At 72.1% G+C, this 15,903-nt stretch carries 11 protein-coding genes; 9 read left to right on the plus strand and 2 right to left on the minus strand.

Translation table 11 applies throughout. From position 1 onward, the window contains the following. Window positions 1-87 precede the first annotated feature (87 nt). Both ACFU97_RS29070 and ACFU97_RS29075 read right to left on the minus strand, forming a co-directional pair. Window positions 88-465: a DUF779 domain-containing protein gene (locus ACFU97_RS29070; RefSeq protein ID WP_384262298.1), complete on the minus strand. Its 378-nt coding sequence runs from the start codon at window positions 463-465 to the stop codon at window positions 88-90. A 343-nt stretch (window positions 466-808) separates the two neighbouring features. Next, the gene (locus ACFU97_RS29075; RefSeq protein ID WP_384262300.1) at window positions 809-4,891 is read right to left on the minus strand and encodes a discoidin domain-containing protein; all 4,083 of its coding nucleotides are present in this window, start codon (window positions 4,889-4,891) and stop codon (window positions 809-811) included. Between the two features lie 161 nt (window positions 4,892-5,052). On the opposite strand from ACFU97_RS29075, the gene ACFU97_RS29080 reads away from it, so the two are divergent. The 9 genes from ACFU97_RS29080 to ACFU97_RS29120 are packed head-to-tail and all read left to right on the plus strand — an operon-like array spanning window position 5,053 to window position 15,878. After that, window positions 5,053-7,158, plus strand: a complete 2,106-nt coding sequence (locus tag ACFU97_RS29080) for a glycoside hydrolase family 27 protein (RefSeq protein ID WP_384262303.1) — start codon at window positions 5,053-5,055, stop codon at window positions 7,156-7,158. 14 nt (window positions 7,159-7,172) lie between these two features. Continuing rightward, entirely contained in the window at window positions 7,173-8,465 is a 1,293-nt protein-coding gene (locus tag ACFU97_RS29085) for an ABC transporter substrate-binding protein (protein ID WP_384262305.1), read from the plus strand. Between the two features lies 1 nt (window position 8,466). Continuing rightward, the gene (locus tag ACFU97_RS29090; protein ID WP_384262308.1) at window positions 8,467-9,402 is read left to right on the plus strand and encodes a carbohydrate ABC transporter permease; all 936 of its coding nucleotides are present in this window, start codon (window positions 8,467-8,469) and stop codon (window positions 9,400-9,402) included. Beyond that, the gene (locus tag ACFU97_RS29095) at window positions 9,402-10,250 is read left to right on the plus strand and encodes a carbohydrate ABC transporter permease (RefSeq protein ID WP_384262311.1); all 849 of its coding nucleotides are present in this window, start codon (window positions 9,402-9,404) and stop codon (window positions 10,248-10,250) included. Before ACFU97_RS29090 ends, ACFU97_RS29095 begins: the two co-directional genes overlap by 1 nt. Beyond that, window positions 10,247-12,334 carry an alpha-galactosidase gene (locus ACFU97_RS29100; RefSeq protein WP_384262313.1) on the plus strand — a complete coding sequence of 696 codons (2,088 nt, stop codon included), beginning with the start codon at window positions 10,247-10,249 and terminating at the stop codon, window positions 12,332-12,334. The genes ACFU97_RS29095 and ACFU97_RS29100 overlap by 4 nt, the downstream gene beginning before the upstream one ends. 56 nt (window positions 12,335-12,390) lie before the next feature. Next, complete coding sequence (locus ACFU97_RS29105; protein WP_384262316.1) at window positions 12,391-13,164, plus strand: SDR family NAD(P)-dependent oxidoreductase; 774 nt, start codon at window positions 12,391-12,393, stop codon at window positions 13,162-13,164. Between the two features lie 40 nt (window positions 13,165-13,204). Continuing rightward, a complete protein-coding gene (locus tag ACFU97_RS29110) occupies window positions 13,205-13,945 on the plus strand; it encodes a FadR/GntR family transcriptional regulator (RefSeq protein WP_384262319.1) in 741 nt (246 codons plus the stop codon). Then, window positions 13,942-15,087 carry a galactonate dehydratase gene (gene dgoD / locus ACFU97_RS29115; protein ID WP_384262321.1) on the plus strand — a complete coding sequence of 382 codons (1,146 nt, stop codon included), beginning with the start codon at window positions 13,942-13,944 and terminating at the stop codon, window positions 15,085-15,087. The genes ACFU97_RS29110 and dgoD overlap by 4 nt, the downstream gene beginning before the upstream one ends. A 2-nt stretch (window positions 15,088-15,089) precedes the next feature. Further along, the gene (locus ACFU97_RS29120; protein ID WP_384262324.1) at window positions 15,090-15,878 is read left to right on the plus strand and encodes a hypothetical protein; all 789 of its coding nucleotides are present in this window, start codon (window positions 15,090-15,092) and stop codon (window positions 15,876-15,878) included. Window positions 15,879-15,903 lie beyond the last annotated feature (25 nt).

Genomic DNA, 15,903 nt, shown 5'->3' on the forward strand with positions numbered 1-15,903 from the left:
ACGATGCGTCACAGTACCCCCTGAGGGATCGTCAACTGACGGGTGTCTCAGGGGAAGTGCACCAGATCGGGGCGGGCCGGGGGATGGCTACGCGTCGACGACGCGAGAACGGGTGAGAAAACGCACCCCCTCGGGTGCTTCCAGGGAGAAACCGCTGCCACGGCCCGCCACGACGTCCACGATCAGCCGGGTGTGGCTCCACACCTCGTACTGGCTGCGCGACATCCAGAACGTCACCGGCTCCACCACCCCCTCGACCTGCAGTTCCGCCAGCAGCACGTCCGAGCCCCCGGTGCGGAACTCGCCCTCCGGGTAGCACATGGGCGCGCTGCCGTCGCAGCAGCCGCCGGACTGATGGAACATCAGCGGCCCGTGCGTGGCACGCAGCCGCCGCACCAGATCGGCGGCCGCGGCCGTGAGCTCGACCCGCGGAATCTCCTCGTACTGCGACCTCTCCTCAGCCATGCGACCAGGTCAGCACGGGGGAGGTTGCGAGAGGGTTGCACGCGTACGTGCGGCCCGCGGCCGGTCAGGTCGGGGAACGAGGTTGCTAGTGTCCACCTGTGACCTTGACGGACCTCCAAGACGGCTTTCGGGACGCTGATCAGCGCCATCCGAACGTCCCATGCCGAGGTCGACGCATGGGTGGCCGCCGTGAGCGAGACGTTTCCGGTGATTCAGGACCGTGGCTTCCGGGCGGCGTTCGGCGACGAGGACCAGCGCACCGGGGCGAGAACCACCGGACGGGGCTGGTCAGCCCCCGGTCGGTGTGACCGGGGGCTGAGTGTGGCGGGCGGTGGGTGCCCGGCTAGCGGGCGTTGTACGGCTCCACCCGTAGCGTTGCCGTCGGTGCCGCGTCCGTGGGCCATGACGCTGTCAGGGTGCGGGACTCGCCGGGGAGGAGCCAGATGTAGTTGTCGCTGTAGAGGGCCGGCAGCACGCGGTGGCCCTTCGCGTCGACGAGGGAGACGCGGACCATCGCCGCCACCGAGGAACCCCGGTTGCGCAGCCGGGCCGTGAGTTCGCGGCGGGAGCCCGTGCGGCGGGTCCCGGTGGTGTCGACGGACACCCGGGACGGTGCGAGGGAGCTCAGCGCCCGCATGTCCTCGGGCTTGTCGTACCGCCAGTAGGTGTTCTCGCAGAGCAGTTCGCCGTGCGCGTCCGTCAGCCGCAGGCGCAGCAGGTGGAGAGCCGGCAGGCCGTCCCCGCCGTTCAGGGTGAACGCGTCCGCCGTCGACGAGGACGCGACGTCCACGGACGCGTGCTGCTCGGCACCGAGCGCGCGGCCGGCCAGGTCGTAGCGGCGGGCGGAGACCGTGGCGCCCTTGAGCGCGCCGGGCGTGTGGTTGACCGCGATCACCTGGCCGTCCTTGGCGCCCAGCTGCACATGGACGGGCTCACCGGCCTTGCGGGACCCGTAGTAGGCGCCGTTGACGTCGAAGTCGTAGTCGTACGTCTGCCACACGGTGCTGTACCAGGCGGGGTGGGACATCCACAGCATCAGCCCGCTCGCGTCGTCCCACAGATGGGCGTTCCAGGCCTCGAACATGGCGCGGTGGTTCTCGTAGTTGACGAACTGCGCCTTGCGGCAGAAGTCGTCGAGGTCCCTGGCCGTGCCGAGCCGGCTCTCGATGGCCGCGCGGTAGTTCTGCGGCGCCTGGTTCCCCTTGGTGCTCCAGTCGTGGTAGTACCAGGCGCCGCCGACCGGCCACTCGGGCTCGTCGCCGACCAGGCCGCGCATCGAGTCCGCGGTCGGCACGACCGGCATGCCGATCTCGGTGTGGAAGCCGAAGCTGCCGCTGCCGTACGTGGTGGGGGAGTTGTAGCGCTCCGGCTCCACCCAGCCGTAGGGGCCGCCGCCGGAGACGATCCCGCCCGCCGAGTTGTTCTGGTACAGCACGTCCGGCGCCTGGCCGCGCACCGCCGCCCGCATGCCGTCGTCGACCGGCCCGGGCGGGTTGCCCTCGTTGGCGCCGCACCACACCACGACGCTCGGGTGGATGCGGTAGCGGCGCACCGTGTCCTCGGCCAGGTCCAGGAAGCTCTTGTGGTCCGGCGGGTCCATGCCCCAGGCGTTGGGGAAGTCGTTCCACACCAGCAGCCCGTGCTCGTCGCAACTGGCGAAGAACTCCTCGCGGTTGGAACTGCCCACCCAGTTGCGGATCATGGTGAAGTTCATGTCCCGGTGCATCCGCACCGCGGTGTCCATGCGGGAGGCCGGCATGCGGCGCAGCAGCTCGTCCCAGCCCCAGTTGCCGCCGCGGCAGAAGACCCGCACACCGTTGACGCTGATCTTCAGCGGGACGGTGTTGTTGTCGACCGTCTTCACATCCGTCCAGTTGTCGCCGTCGTCGGAGACCTGGATCGTGTACGTCTTCGCGTACGCCGTCTCCCACAGGATCGCCACGCGGTCGAACGTCACCGACGAGCCGAGGTCGACCTGGATCCACTGGTCGTCCTCGAAGGAGGAGGACCAGCGGGAGTTGGGGTCGCCGTCGGTGGCGTTGCCCGCCTTGTGGTCGTCCTCGTCGGACGACGACGCCGTGGCCTGCCGGTGCAGGGCGAGATCCGTGCCGGGCGCCGAGCTGTCCAGCACCGACAGGCTCCACATCGAGGCGCCCCAGCTGGTGGCCCGCTGGTGGCAGAAGACCCGCAGGTGCCGGGCGGTTCGCGCGGTGAAGTCCACGGTCTGCAGGGCCGCCGAGCCGCTGCTGCGGAACGGCAGCGGGACCGCCGTGTTGTCGACGTCCGCCGCATCCGTCCAGGTGTCGCCGTCGTCGGAGACCTGGACGGTGAAGGTGCGCGCGTACGCCTGCTCCCAGGTGATGACCACGCGGTCGAACGAGACGGACGAGCCGAGGTCGACCTGGATCCACTGGTCGTCCTCGAAGGAGGAGGACCAGCGCGTGCCGTCGTCGCCGTCGGTGGCGTTGGCGGCCTTGTTGCCCGGGTCGTCGACGGAGGAGGCGGAGGCGTCCTTGTGCAGGGCGAGATCCGTGTCGGGCGCGGTGCTGTCGGCCACCGACAGCGACCACATGGACGAGCCCCAACTGGTCGCCCGGGTACGGCACATGACGCGGACGTGGCGGGCCGTGCGGCGGGTGAATGTCACCGTCTGCGCATACGCGTCGCTGCCGGACTGGAAGGTGAGCGGCACGTCCCACTCGTAGCCGAACTGGCGTATCCCGAAGCGGGTGGTGCGCCGGTCGCTCTGCGCGCCGTCGACCGTGGCGGTGAGGGTGAGGTCGTGCAGCGCGGGGTCGCCGTAGCCGTTGGGCCACCACAACCTCGGGTTCTTCAGGCGCAGTTGGGGGTGGTCGGCGGGTGCGAAGGTGACGTCCGCCGTCTGGCCGCCGGGGACCGTGACGGTCTGGGTCAGGCGGACGCCGCCGAAGGCCGCGGAGACGGTGACGCGCCGGTCGTCGGCGTCGGCGTTGCGCACCGGGACGAGGATCGTCAGCTCGGCGGTGCCGGTGCCCGGCAGGTCGGGCAGCCGGGTGTCCACCCTGGGGTCGCCGAGGACCGCGGCGCCCGTGGAGCGCAGCCGGACGTGGTTCCAGATGCCGGCCGCGCGGTCGCGCACCGCGGGCATCCAGTCCCAGCCCGAAGAGGCCAGATACGTGGGCGAGTTGCGGTTCATCATGTTCGCCCCGGCGTCCACCCACGACAACCCGGCCGGACCCTTGTCGCCCGGGCTGCCCGGGAAGGGCATGGGCGAGATCTTCACGGCCAGCGCGTGCTCGCCGGTGCCGTCGCCGGAGCCGTCGCCGTCGCCGTCGCCGATCAGGCTCGTCACGTCGAAGGCGGCGCGGGCGAACGGGAAGGTCACGTCGCCGACCCGGCTGCCGTTCAGCCACACCTCGGCCTTGTGGTTGACGCCGTCGAACTCCAGCCAGACATGGCGCCCGGCGCCGGTGCCGAGGCCCTTGGGCAGGCCGAAGGCGCGGCGGTACCACCACGAGTGCCGCGAAAGGGCCTCCGGGACATGGAGGTTGTTCAGGCCGGCCACCGGGTCGGGCAGCTTGCCCTGGTCCACCAGCGAGGTCAGCACGGTGCCGGGCACCGTCGCGGGCAGCCAGCGGCTGGTGTCCGCCGACGCCTTGGAGAGAGTGGCGCCCTGCGCACCGGCCCAGTCGTCCATGGTCAGGTCCCAGCCGGACTCCAGCGGCACGGTGCCGTCGGCGGCGACTTCCAGTGCCGGGGGAGTGCGGTGGTGGGTGCCCCAGTCGGTCCAGCCGGTGACGTGCGGGCGGTCGGTGCGGCAGGTGCCGTAGACCTGGAAGCCGTTGAGGCCCAGCGGGTTCGCGTTGGAGCGCTTGTGCACGGTCATCCGGACCCAGCGTGCGGTGACCGGCTTCGCCAGGGCGATCTCCACCGTCCCGCCCTTGCCCGAGTCCGTCCGGTAGACCTCGGTCCACGTCTTGTGGTCCCGCGAGGTCTCGACGACGAAGTCGACCGCGCAGCTGGAGAGGATCTCCTGGCCCGTGGTGTCGGTGCGCGGGTTGCCGCCGGGTGCGTCGACGTAGGGCGGGTCGTCGGAGGTCGCCTCGAAGGTGAGGTGCACCGACGTGATCTCGCACAGCGCCTGGAGGTCGACGGAGATCCACTGCGGGTCGCCGGCCGCCGCGCGCCAGCCGGTGCCGCGCACACCCGCTCCGGGGACGCCGTCCACCGCGAACTCGGCCGGCGTGGGCGCGTAGTCCGTGGACGACACGGTGACGGGGCGGTGGGCGGCGAGCTCACCGGGCTGCTGCGGCTGTCCGGATGCGGAGCCGGAACCCGCTGCGAGAGCGTCGGCGGGAAGGGCCATGCCGAGGCCGAAACCCGCAAGGAGCGTGGACCCGGTGGAGAGCAGGGTGCGACGCGACGGTCTGAAGGACTGGTCCGACATGAACTGCGGCTCCGATCAGGGACATTGACCTCTGACAACGTTGCCAAACAGTGCACCCGGGCCCCGGTGGTGTCAAGGGTCGCGACAGGCTCCACCGGCTTGTTTGAATAAATTAGGAATTAATATTGACAGGGTTCCGGCCACGGGCCACAGTCTTCGCCGTGACGACTTCACCCCTGCAAGGACTGGCGGCGACCGCCGCCATCGCGACCGTTCTCACCGTGACCGCCGCCTCCACGGCCACCGCGCAGAGCTCCGTGGACCAGGGCGCTCCCGCGTACTACGACAGCGGTCTCGCACCCAGGCCCTACATGGGCTGGAACACCTACTACGGCCTCGGCGCGCCCACCGAGAAGGAGGTGCGCGCCGTCGCCGACAAGCTCGTCAGCAGCGGTCTGCGCGACGCCGGCTACGACATCGTCTGGCTCGACGGCGGCTGGCAGGCCGACAACCCCCGCGACGCGCAGGGCCGGCTGACCGCCAACCCGGAGCGCTTCCCCTCCGGCATCCCGGCGCTGGTCTCCTATTTGCACAAGCGAGGGCTGCGGGCCGGCATCTACACCGACGCGGGCACCTACGACGGCGGCAAGAGCTGCGGGCTCGGCAGCCGGGGGTACTACGACCAGGACGCCCGGCAGTTCGCGGGCTGGAAGGTCGACGCGATCAAGGTCGACTTCCTGTGCGGGATCGGCGCCAAGCTCGATCCGGGGCCCGCCTTCAAGGAGTTCAGCGACGCCGTCGCCAAGTCCGGCCGCAAGATGCTGCTGAACCTGTGCAACCCGCTCACCGACGACTGGGGCCTGCCGCACACCCCCGAGCAGGACGCTCACAACACCTACGTCTACGGCCCGACGACCGCCGACTCCTGGCGCACCGGCACCGACATCGCCTGGGGCACCCCGAGTCCGGGCCAGTGGCCCAACATCCTGCGCAACATGGACGCCAACGCCTGGCACCCGGAGGCCCAGGGCCCCGGTCACTACAACGACCCCGACTACCTCATCCCCATGCGGAAGATGACCGACGGGACGTACGAGCTGACGCAGGAGGAGTCGACCAGCCAGTTCGTGATGTGGGCCGAGATGGGCTCGCCGCTGATGCTCGGCTCCGACCCGCGCACCCTGTCCGACGCGATGCTGGACACCCTGCGCAACCCGGAGATCATCGCGGTCGACCAGGACCCGCTCGCCGTCCAGGGCGTCCGGGTGGCCACCGACGCGACCGGAGACGTCTACAGCAAGGTCCTGCAGGGGCACGGCCGCCGCGCGGTCGTCCTGCTCAACCGGTCCGACCGGCCCGCCGAGCGGACGGTGAAGTTCGCCGACGCCGGCCTCGGCGGCGCGGTGCAGGTCCGCGACCTGCGGGCGCGCGCCGACCGTGGCACGCACACCGACTCGTACACCGTCGAGGTCCCCGCGCACGGCACCGCCTTCCTGAAGCTGACCGGCGCGGACGCCGTGCCCGGCGCGAACCTCGGCGAGCGGGCCTCCGCGAGCCCGGCCGTGGTGCGCGACGGCTCCGGGCCGACCACGTTCTTCCGGGGGCCCGGCGGTTCGCTGGTCCAGCGCACGGACGCCGGACGCACGCGTGACCTCAGCGGTCCCACCCACGGGAAGATCCTCGGCCAGCCCGCCGCCTACGCCTCCGCCGGCGGCCGCGTCGACGTCTTCGTGCGCGGCACCGACGACCGCGCCTACCGGCGGGTGTCCGACCATGGCCGCTGGGGCCGATGGGAGTCGCTCGGCGGTCGGTTGACCGACGCGCCCTCGGTCGCCTTCACCGACCCCGCGCACTGGACCCTGTTCGCGCGCGGCGCCGACGGCGCGGTGGTGCAGCGCGGCCCGGAGACGGGCTGGTCCTCGCTCGGGCTGCCGGGCGACCGGCAGACGTACGGCCGCCCGTCCGCCGTCGTCGACGCCACCGGCCGCGTCCATGTCGCCGTGCGCACGGCCGCGGACGACATCTGGACCCGGACGCGGGACGCGTCGGGCCAGTGGTCGGTGTGGAGCTCGCTCGGCGGGACCGTCAGTGGCAGCCCGACGCTGGTCGCCACCGGGGACACGGTGGTGCTGTACGCGCGGGCCGCCGACTACACGCTCTGGCAGCAGCGGTACGCCGACGGCGCCTGGCAGGGGTGGAGCAAGCACCAGGAGTTCCCGAGCGCGGCCTTCGACGGCTCGCTCGGCGCGGTCGCCGGAGCGGACGGAGCCGTGGACGCGGTCTTCCGCGGAGTCGACGGCTACCTGCACCGCATCCAGTTCACATAAATTAGGAATCAATCATGGCCAACCTTCAGCCCAGTCGCCGCCGGGTCCTCGCCGGCCTCGGAGCCGCCGGGACGGCGGCGCTGCTCAGCGGCTGCGTCACCTCGACCTCCTCGGGCAAGACATCCTCCAAGGGAGACGTGACCCTCCAGTCCAACCTCTCCGCCCCGCAGGCCAAGACCGCGATGGAGGACATCGTCGCGGCCTACGCCAAGAAGGGCTCCGGCAGGGCGAGCCTGAACACGGTCGCCGCCGAGACCTTCCGCACCCAGCTGCCGACGTACCTCACCTCGGCCAACCCGCCGGACGTCTACACCTGGTACCCCGGCTCGGTGGCGGACGCGTACGCCAAGAAGAACCTGCTGCTCGACCTCGACGAGGTGTGGAACTCCTCGCCCGACCTCAAGCGCTACTCCAAGGCGCAGAACCGCCTGTGCACGGCCAGTTCGGGCAAGAAGGTGTTCGTGCCCGCCACCTACTACTGGTGGGGCATGTTCTACCGCAAGTCCCACTTCGCCAAGTGGGGCATCCGTGAACTCCCCAAGAGCTGGGACGACTTCCTCGACCTGTGCGACAAGCTCAAGAGCAAGGGGATCGCGCCGATCGGGCTCGGTGCCGGCGGCAACACCCCCTGGGTCGCCTCGGCCTGGTTCGACTACCTCGACATCCGGATCAACGGCGCCCAGTACCACCGCGAACTCCTCGCCGGGAAGCACCGGTTCGACGACCCCGAGGTGCGCAAGGTCTTCGACCGCTGGCAGGAGGTGCATCCGTACTTCGACCCGAACGGCACCGCCCTCGCCTTCCAGGACGCCACGACCGCCCTGCTCAACGGCAAGACCGGCATGATGCTCATCGGCACCTTCTTCGCCGACTCGGCGCCCAAGAGCGCCCTGGACGACATCGACTTCTTCCGTTTCCCGGTCATCGACGTCAAGGTCCCGCTCGCCGAAGAGGCCCCCGTGGACGGCTACTTCGCCAGCGCCCGCACCGGCCGCCGCGAGCAGGTCTACGACCTGATGCGCTACCTCGCCACCGTGGAGGCCCAGGAGACCTACATCAAGGGCTCCTCCGGGACCGTCCTGCCCTGCAACCCCGACGCCAAGGACGCCGGGACCGCCCTGGTGAAGAAGGGCCGCGCACACGTCGAATCGGCCGCCGAGATCACCCAGTTCTTCAACCGCGACTCCAGCGACGCGCTCCAGCCCACCGCGGACACCGCGCTGACCAAGTTCCTGGCCAAGCCCAAGCAGATCGGCTCCATCCTGACCGACTGGCAGCGCGACGCCGAGAAGATCTGGAACGCCTGAGATGGCCGTCCTGACCGCACCCGAACGGAAGTCCCCGGCCCGCACGCCCGCAGGCGGCAGGCGGGCCCGGGGCTCCCGGCGCACCCCACCGCTCGTCCTCGCCTTCGTCCTGGTCCCGCTGCTCGCCGAGTCCGTGTGGGTCTTCTGGCCCGCCCTGCAGGGCTTCTACCTGGCCCTCACCAAATGGGACGGCGTCTCGGCGCCGCAGTTCATCGGCCTGGACAACTTCCGGGAGATGGCCCACGACGACGTCTTCCTGAGCGCGGCCGGCCACACCGTGCTGTGGCTGGTCGTCTTCGGCGGCCTGTCCGCCGTACTGGGCCTCGCCGCCGCCCTGCTGCTCCAGCAGGAGCGGCGGGGCGTCGGCTTCTACCGCGCCGCGCTCTTCCTGCCCGTCGTCTTCTCGCTGGTCGCAACCGCCCTGGTCTGGCAGGCGATCTACCAGCCCGACGGCGTCCTGAACCGCCTGCTGGACGCGGTCGGCCTCGGCAGCCTCCAGCACCCCTGGCTGGCCGACCAGGACACCGCCCTGTACGCGGTGATCGTGCCCGCGCTGTGGCGGCAGATCGGCTACGTCATGGTCCTGTACCTGGCCGGGCTCAAGGGCATCGACCCGGCGCTCTACGAGGCCGCCAAGGTCGACGGCGCGGGCGCCTGGCAGCGCTTCCGCCATGTCACCCTGCCCCAGCTGCGCAGCGTCAACGCGGTCGTCCTGTCCGTCATCATCATCGACTCGCTGCGCTCCTTCGACGTCGTGTGGTCGCTGACCCGCGGCGGCCCCTACCACTCGTCCGAGCTGCTGAGCACCTACATGTACTCGACCGCCTTCCAGTCCCTGCGCCTGGGCTACGGCTCCGCGCTCGCCGTCGTCATCTTCGTGCTGGCCTTCGGCGTCATCGCCTCCTACCTCGTCCGCGCGTTCCGGGAGGCCGACTGATGTCCGCCAACTCCGCCGCGGTGCGCCGCAGAAGGGCCGCGACGGCCGGCTTCCACCTCGGCGCCGGCGCCCTCGCCGTCCTGTGGCTGCTGCCCATCGCCCTGGTCCTGGTGACCAGCCTGCGCTCCTTCGACGACATCGCCGCGCACGGCCTGGGCAGCTGGCCGCGCTCCTTCACCCTCGCCAACTTCGGCCAGGCGTGGTCCGACGGAGGCCAGCAGCGCGCCCTGATCAACAGCCTGATCGTGACCGTGCCCTGCGTCCTGATCACGCTCGCGCTCGCCGCGATGGCCGCGTTCGCCCTCAGCCGCTACGAACTGCCCTTCCGCCGCGCGCTGTTGCTGCTCATGCTCGGCGGCAACCTGCTCCCGCCGCAGATCCTGCTGATCCCGGTCTCCAAGCTGAGCGAGATGATGGGCGTCTACGACACCCTGCCCGCGCTGATCGGCGTGCAGATCGGCTTCGGCGTCGGCTTCTACGTCTTCGTCCTGCACGGCTTCATGCGGGCCATCCCGCCGGAGATCCAGCAGGCCGCGGTCGTCGACGGCGCCGGGCCCTGGCAGATCTTCTGGCGGATCATCCTGCCGCTGACCCGCCCCGCCCTGGCCGCGCTGAGCGCCCTGTCCTTCACCTGGATCTTCAACGACCTGCTCTGGGCGATCACCGTCCTGCGCAGCGACACCAAGATGCCGATCACCGCCGCCCTCATCGGCCTGCAGGGCCAGTACGTGTCGATGTGGAACGTGATCGCCGCCGGCTCGGTCATCGCCGCCGCACCCACGGTCGCCGTCTTCCTGCGCTTCCAGCGGCACTTCGTGGCCGGACTCAATCTGGGAGCCGTCAAGTGACCCACCAGCGCTGGACCTTGCGCACCGAGCACACCAGCTACACCGTGCGCGTGTCCCCGGACGGCCCCTGGGCCGAGCTCGACGCATGGGGCCCGCACGGCGTCGAGGACGGCCCCTCCGCCCTGGACTGGTCGCACCGCACCCACTTCATCACGCCCGCCGACGCGGCCCCGGCCGAGTATCTGCCCTACGGGCTGCGGCCGTTCACCGGCGCCGACCTGGTGGCGGCCCGGCCGGGCCAGGAGCGCGGCGTGTGGTGGGAGTTCGACGGCGCGGAGGAGGGTGAGGGCACCCTGCGCGTCGCCTTCGCCGACGACCTGCTCGGCCTCCGTACGGTCCTGTGCTACGAGACCGTGCCGGGCACGGACGTGGTCCTGCGCTGGACGGAACACACCGCCGGCGACGCGGAACTGCGGCTGGAGCGGTTCGACTCGGCCGCGGTGAACATCCCCGTGACCGGGGCGGCGGCCCGGCTGACCTACCTGTCCGGCCAGTGGTCGCAGGAGTTCCGGCGCACCCAACTCGACCTGCCCCGCGGCACGTTCGGCATCGGCAGCCGGCAGGGCGCGCCCGGGCACGCGTACGCGCCCTGGCTCGCCGTGCAGGACGGCGACGCCGCCTACGGCATCGCCCTGGAGTGGCCCGGCAACTGGCACATGACGGCGGAGGCCGAACCGGGCGGCAGCCTGCGCGTGCGTGCCGGCCGGGTCCCGCACGAGGGCTCCGTGCCGCTGGCCGCCGGCGACACCCTCGTGACGCCTCGCCTCGCCTGCGCCTTCAGCCCGGAGGGGCTCGACGGCCTCTCCCGCGTCTGGCACCGCTACGAGCGCCGGCTGACCGGCGAGCGGCTGCACCGCCCGCGCAAGGTGCTCTACAACTCCTGGGAGGCGACCGGCTTCGACGTCGAGGCGGCCGGCCAGCTCGAACTGGCCAAGGTGGCCGCCGACATCGGGGCCGAACTGTTCGTCGTGGACGACGGCTGGTTCACCGGGCGCGCCGACGACACCGGGGGCCTCGGCGACTGGTACCCCGACCCGGCGGCCTTCCCTGACGGCTTCGGGCGGTTCGTCGACGACGTCCGCGCGCTGGGCCTGGACTTCGGCCTGTGGGTCGAGCCCGAGGCCGTCAGCCCGGGCAGCCGCCTGTACGCCGAGCACCCCGAGTGGGTCTACCGGATCGAGGGCCGCCGCGCCCGCCTGGTCCGCAACCAGCTCCTGCTCGACCTCGGCCGGAGCGACGTCCAGGACTTCGTGATCGGCACGCTCGACCGGCTCCTCGGCGCCCACGACATCAGCTACCTGAAGTGGGACATGAACCGGCCGCCCACCGAACGCGGCCGCCCCGGCGCCGGACCCGCCGACCGCCTCGACCTCGACGCCGGGCACGTCGCCGGATACCTCCGCGTCCTCGACCACCTGCGCACCGCCCACCCCGGTGTCACCGTCGAGGGCTGCGCGGGCGGCGGCGGACGCATCGAGCACGCCACCATCGCCCGTACGGACGTGGTCTGGCCCAGCGACAACACCGCCCCGCTGGACCGGCTCGCCACCCAGTACGGCTTCCTGCACGCGCACGCCCCGCACGTCATGAGCTCCTGGGTCACCGACGCCCCCGGCCTCCTCGACCCGCGCCCGCGCAGCCTCGCCTTCCGCTTCGTCAACGCCATGTGCGGCGTCCTGGGCATCGGTGCCGACCTGCGCGCCTGGACCCCGCAGCAGCGGACCGAGGCGGCGGCGTGGATCGCCCGTTACAAGGAGGTGCGGGACGTGATCCACCACGGGGAGGCCCGGCTGCTGGGCAGCCCCGAGGACAGCACCTGCGGGGTGCAGTTCGACGCCGGCGACCGGACGGTGGTCGCCGCGCTGAGCACCGGCCGCCTGGACGGCGCCCCGCTGCTGCCCGGCCGCCCCGACCGGCTGCGGCTGCGCGGGCTCGACCCGGCGGCGCGCTACCGCGACACGGCGAGCGGGACGGCGTACGGCGGGGCCCATCTGCTGCACCACGGGCTCCCGTTCTCCTGGAGCGCCGAGCACGACGCGGACCTGGTCGTGCTGACACGTGAACCTGGTCGTACCGGCCGGTGAGCGAGCCCTTTATGTTTTCGAGCAAGCCCTTTCCCGCGAAGGAGTCGGATTCCACGATGGACCAGCCCGCACGACGGCACGGCGCCCGCTTCACCGGCCGCACGGCCGTGGTCACCGGAGCGGCCTCCGGCATCGGAGCCGCGACCGCCGCACGCCTGGCCGAGGAGGGAGCCGCCGTCGTGCTCGCCGACGTCGCCGAGGAGCGCGGCGAGGCGGTGGCGGAGCGGATCAGCAAGGACGGCGGGCGGGCCCGGTTCGTGACCGCCGACGTCGCGGCCGAGGCGGACTGGGCGCGCGTCGTCGCCGCCGCGCGCGCCTTCGGGCCGGTGGACGTCCTGGTCAGCAACGCCTTCACCGTCGACGTCACACCCGCCCACGAGATGACCGTGCCGTCCTGGCAGCGCCAGCTCGACGTGAACCTGACCGGCAGCTTCCTCGGCGTGCGGGCATTCCTGCCCGATCTCCACGAGCGGCAGGGCGCGGTCGTGCTGACCTCCTCCGTCCACGCGCACCGCGGCATCCCCGGGCATCCCGCCTACGCCGCCTCCAAAGGCGCCCTGCTCTCCCTGTGCGGCCAGCTCGCCGTCGAGTACGGACCCGAGGTGCGGGTCAACGCCGTCGTACCGGGACCGATCCTGACCGGGGCGTGGGACCGGGTGCCCGCGGACGAGCGCGAGCGCAGTGTCGCGGAGACCGCCGCCCGGCGGTTCGGGACGCCCGAGGAGGTGGCCGCGGCCATCGCCTTCCTCGCCGCCGACGAGGCGTCCTACATCACCGGCACGAGTCTCGTGGTGGACGGCGGCTGGAGCGTCGTGAAGGCATCGGCATGACCGCGCCCACCGTGAAACAGACGAAGAAAGGCTGTACGACATGACTCCCTACGCCCGCCGCGGCGTGCACGGCCAGACCGTGGAGGCACTGGCCCGCCGCATTCTGGGCGGCGAGATCCCCGAGGGGGCCACGCTCGACCTGGTGGCGCTGCAGAGCGAGCTGGACGTGAGCCTGACCGCCCTGCGCGAGTCCCTGAAGGTGCTCGCCGCCAAGGGGATGGTCGACGCCCGCCAGAAGCGCGGCACCTTCGTCCGCTCCCGGGCCGACTGGAACCTGCTCGACGCCGACGTGCTGCGCTGGCAGTTCGAGGGCGGCCGGACCGGCGAGGCGGACCGGGCGCTGCTGCGCAACCTCGCCGAGGTCCGCGCCATCATCGAGCCCGCCGCCGTCCGCCTCGCCGCCGAGCGCCGCACCGACGCCGACCTGGTCGCCCTCGACGAGGCGATCGCGGCGATGGGGGAGGAGGGCGCCGGGGCCGCCCACGCCGTCGAGGCCGACCTCGCCTTCCACCGCGCCCTGCTCACCGCCACCCACAACGAACTCCTCGAGCGCATGGAGATGGTGATCGAGTCCGGTCTCGCCCACCGCGACCGCATCGTGCACAGCTCCCCGCACAGCGAGGACCCCATACCGGCCCACCGCGCGGTCCTGGACGCCGTACGCGATCGGGATCCGCTGGCCGCCGAGGCCGCCATGCGGGCCCTGCTCGACCAGGCCGGCCGCGACCTGGACCGGATCGGCACCGCCGACGACGAGACGGAAGGCACCCGCCCCCAGTGAAGATCACCCGTATCGAGACGTTCCTGGTCCCACCGCGCTGGCTGTTCTGCCGCGTGGAGACCGACGACGGCGTGGTCGGCTGGGGCGAGCCCGTCGTGGAGGGCCGCGCCGAGGTGGTCCGGGCCGCGGTGGAGGTGCTCGCCGAGTACCTCGTCGGCCAGGACCCGCTGCGCATCCAGGACCACTGGCAGGTCCTCACCAAGGGCGGCTTCTACCGGGGCGGCCCGATCCTCTCCAGCGCCGTCGCCGGACTCGACCAGGCACTGTGGGACATCGCCGGCAAGACCTACGGCGCCCCGGTGCACGCCCTGCTGGGCGGGCCCGTGCGCGACCGGGTCCGGGTCTACGCCTGGGTCGGCGGCGACGAGCCCGCCGAACTCGGCGAGCAGATCGCCGAACAGGTCGAGGCCGGCTTCACCGCGGTGAAGATGAACGGCGCCGGAGCCACCTCGCCGGTCTCCACCGTCGCCGAGACCGCCGCGGTCGTCGCCCGGGTGTCCGCCGCCCGCGAGGCCCTCGGCCCGGACCGTGACGTCGCCGTCGACTTCCACGGCCGCTTCAGCGCCGCCGCCTCCCGCCGCGTCCTGGCCGAACTCGCCCCGCTGCACCCGCTGTTCGTGGAGGAGCCGGTCCTGCCCGAGCAGGGTCATCTGCTGCCGGGCCTGGTCACCTCCACCTCCGTGCCGCTCGCCACCGGCGAACGCCTCTACTCGCGCGCGGAGTTCCTGCCCGTCCTCGCCGCCGGCGTCGCCGTCGCCCAGCCCGACCTCTCGCACGCCGGCGGCATCTCCGAGGTGCACCGCATCGCCTCGCTCGCCGAGACCTACGGCGCCCAGCTCGCCCCGCACTGCCCGCTCGGCCCGATCGCGCTGGCGGCCAGCCTCCAAGTCGCCTTCGCCACACCGAACTTCCTCATCCAGGAGCAGAGCCGCGGCATCCACTACAACAAGGGCGCCGACCTGCTCTCCTACGTCGTCGACCCCGAGCCGTTCCGGTTCGTCGACGGGCACGCGCCGCGCGGTGACGCCCCGGGGCTCGGCATCACCGTCGACGAGGCCGCGGTGCGCGCCGCCGACCGTACCGGGCACGCCTGGCGCAACCCGGTGTGGCGGCACGCGGACGGCTCGTTCGCGGAGTGGTGACGGTGAGTGCGCCGAAGATCGTCACCGACCCGGATCACGGCGGCCGCTGGACGTCGCTGAGCGCCGGCGGGCGCGAGTGGCTGTGGCGGCGGGACGGGGTCGGCCGCGAGGACGTGTCGCCGGGCGACGCGTTCGTGGACGCGGGCGGCCTGGAGGAGTGCGTGCCGACCGTGCGGGGCACGCCCGACCACGGTGACGCCTGGTCGCGGGCGTGGACGAGCGAGGGGGCCGGAACGCAGAGCGCGCGCTGTGCACGCTTCTCGCTGACCAGGACCGTCCACGAGGAGGGCCACGTCGACTACGTCCTCGCCGCCGACCCCGGCTTCCGGTTCGTGTGGGCCGCGCACGCCCTGCTCGACCTCTCTGCCCGGGCCGTCGTGCGGCTGCCCGAGGGGGCGGACACCCGTCTGTACCCGTCGGCCGACGGCTCGTGGGTGCACGGCAATTGGCCCGCGCCCCAAGGTGCGCGCCTGGACCGCTTCGGCCCGGACGACGGCACCGCGATCGGCGCGGTCGTCGACGCCTCCCGCGTGTGCGTCCACGACGGCGAGGACCGGCTGTTCTTCGCCCTCGACATCCTCGAGGCCGAGGAGCAGCCGCTGTCGATCGCGTTGTGGCGCAACCTCGGCGGCTTCCCCGACCGGAACCCGTACCGGAGCTGCGGCGTCGAGCCGATGCTCGGGCGCGTCTTCGACCTCGCCGAGGCGGGTCCCGGCGACGCCGCCCTGGTTCCGGCCTCCGGCAAGGTGCGCTGGCGGCTCACCCTCACCGCAGCCTGCAACTGCCCCTGAAACCAAGCGCATTGGAGCAACCGTC

This window comes from Streptomyces sp. NPDC057616 (assembly GCF_042800575.1).
Lineage (GTDB): Bacteria > Actinomycetota > Actinomycetes > Streptomycetales > Streptomycetaceae > Streptomyces.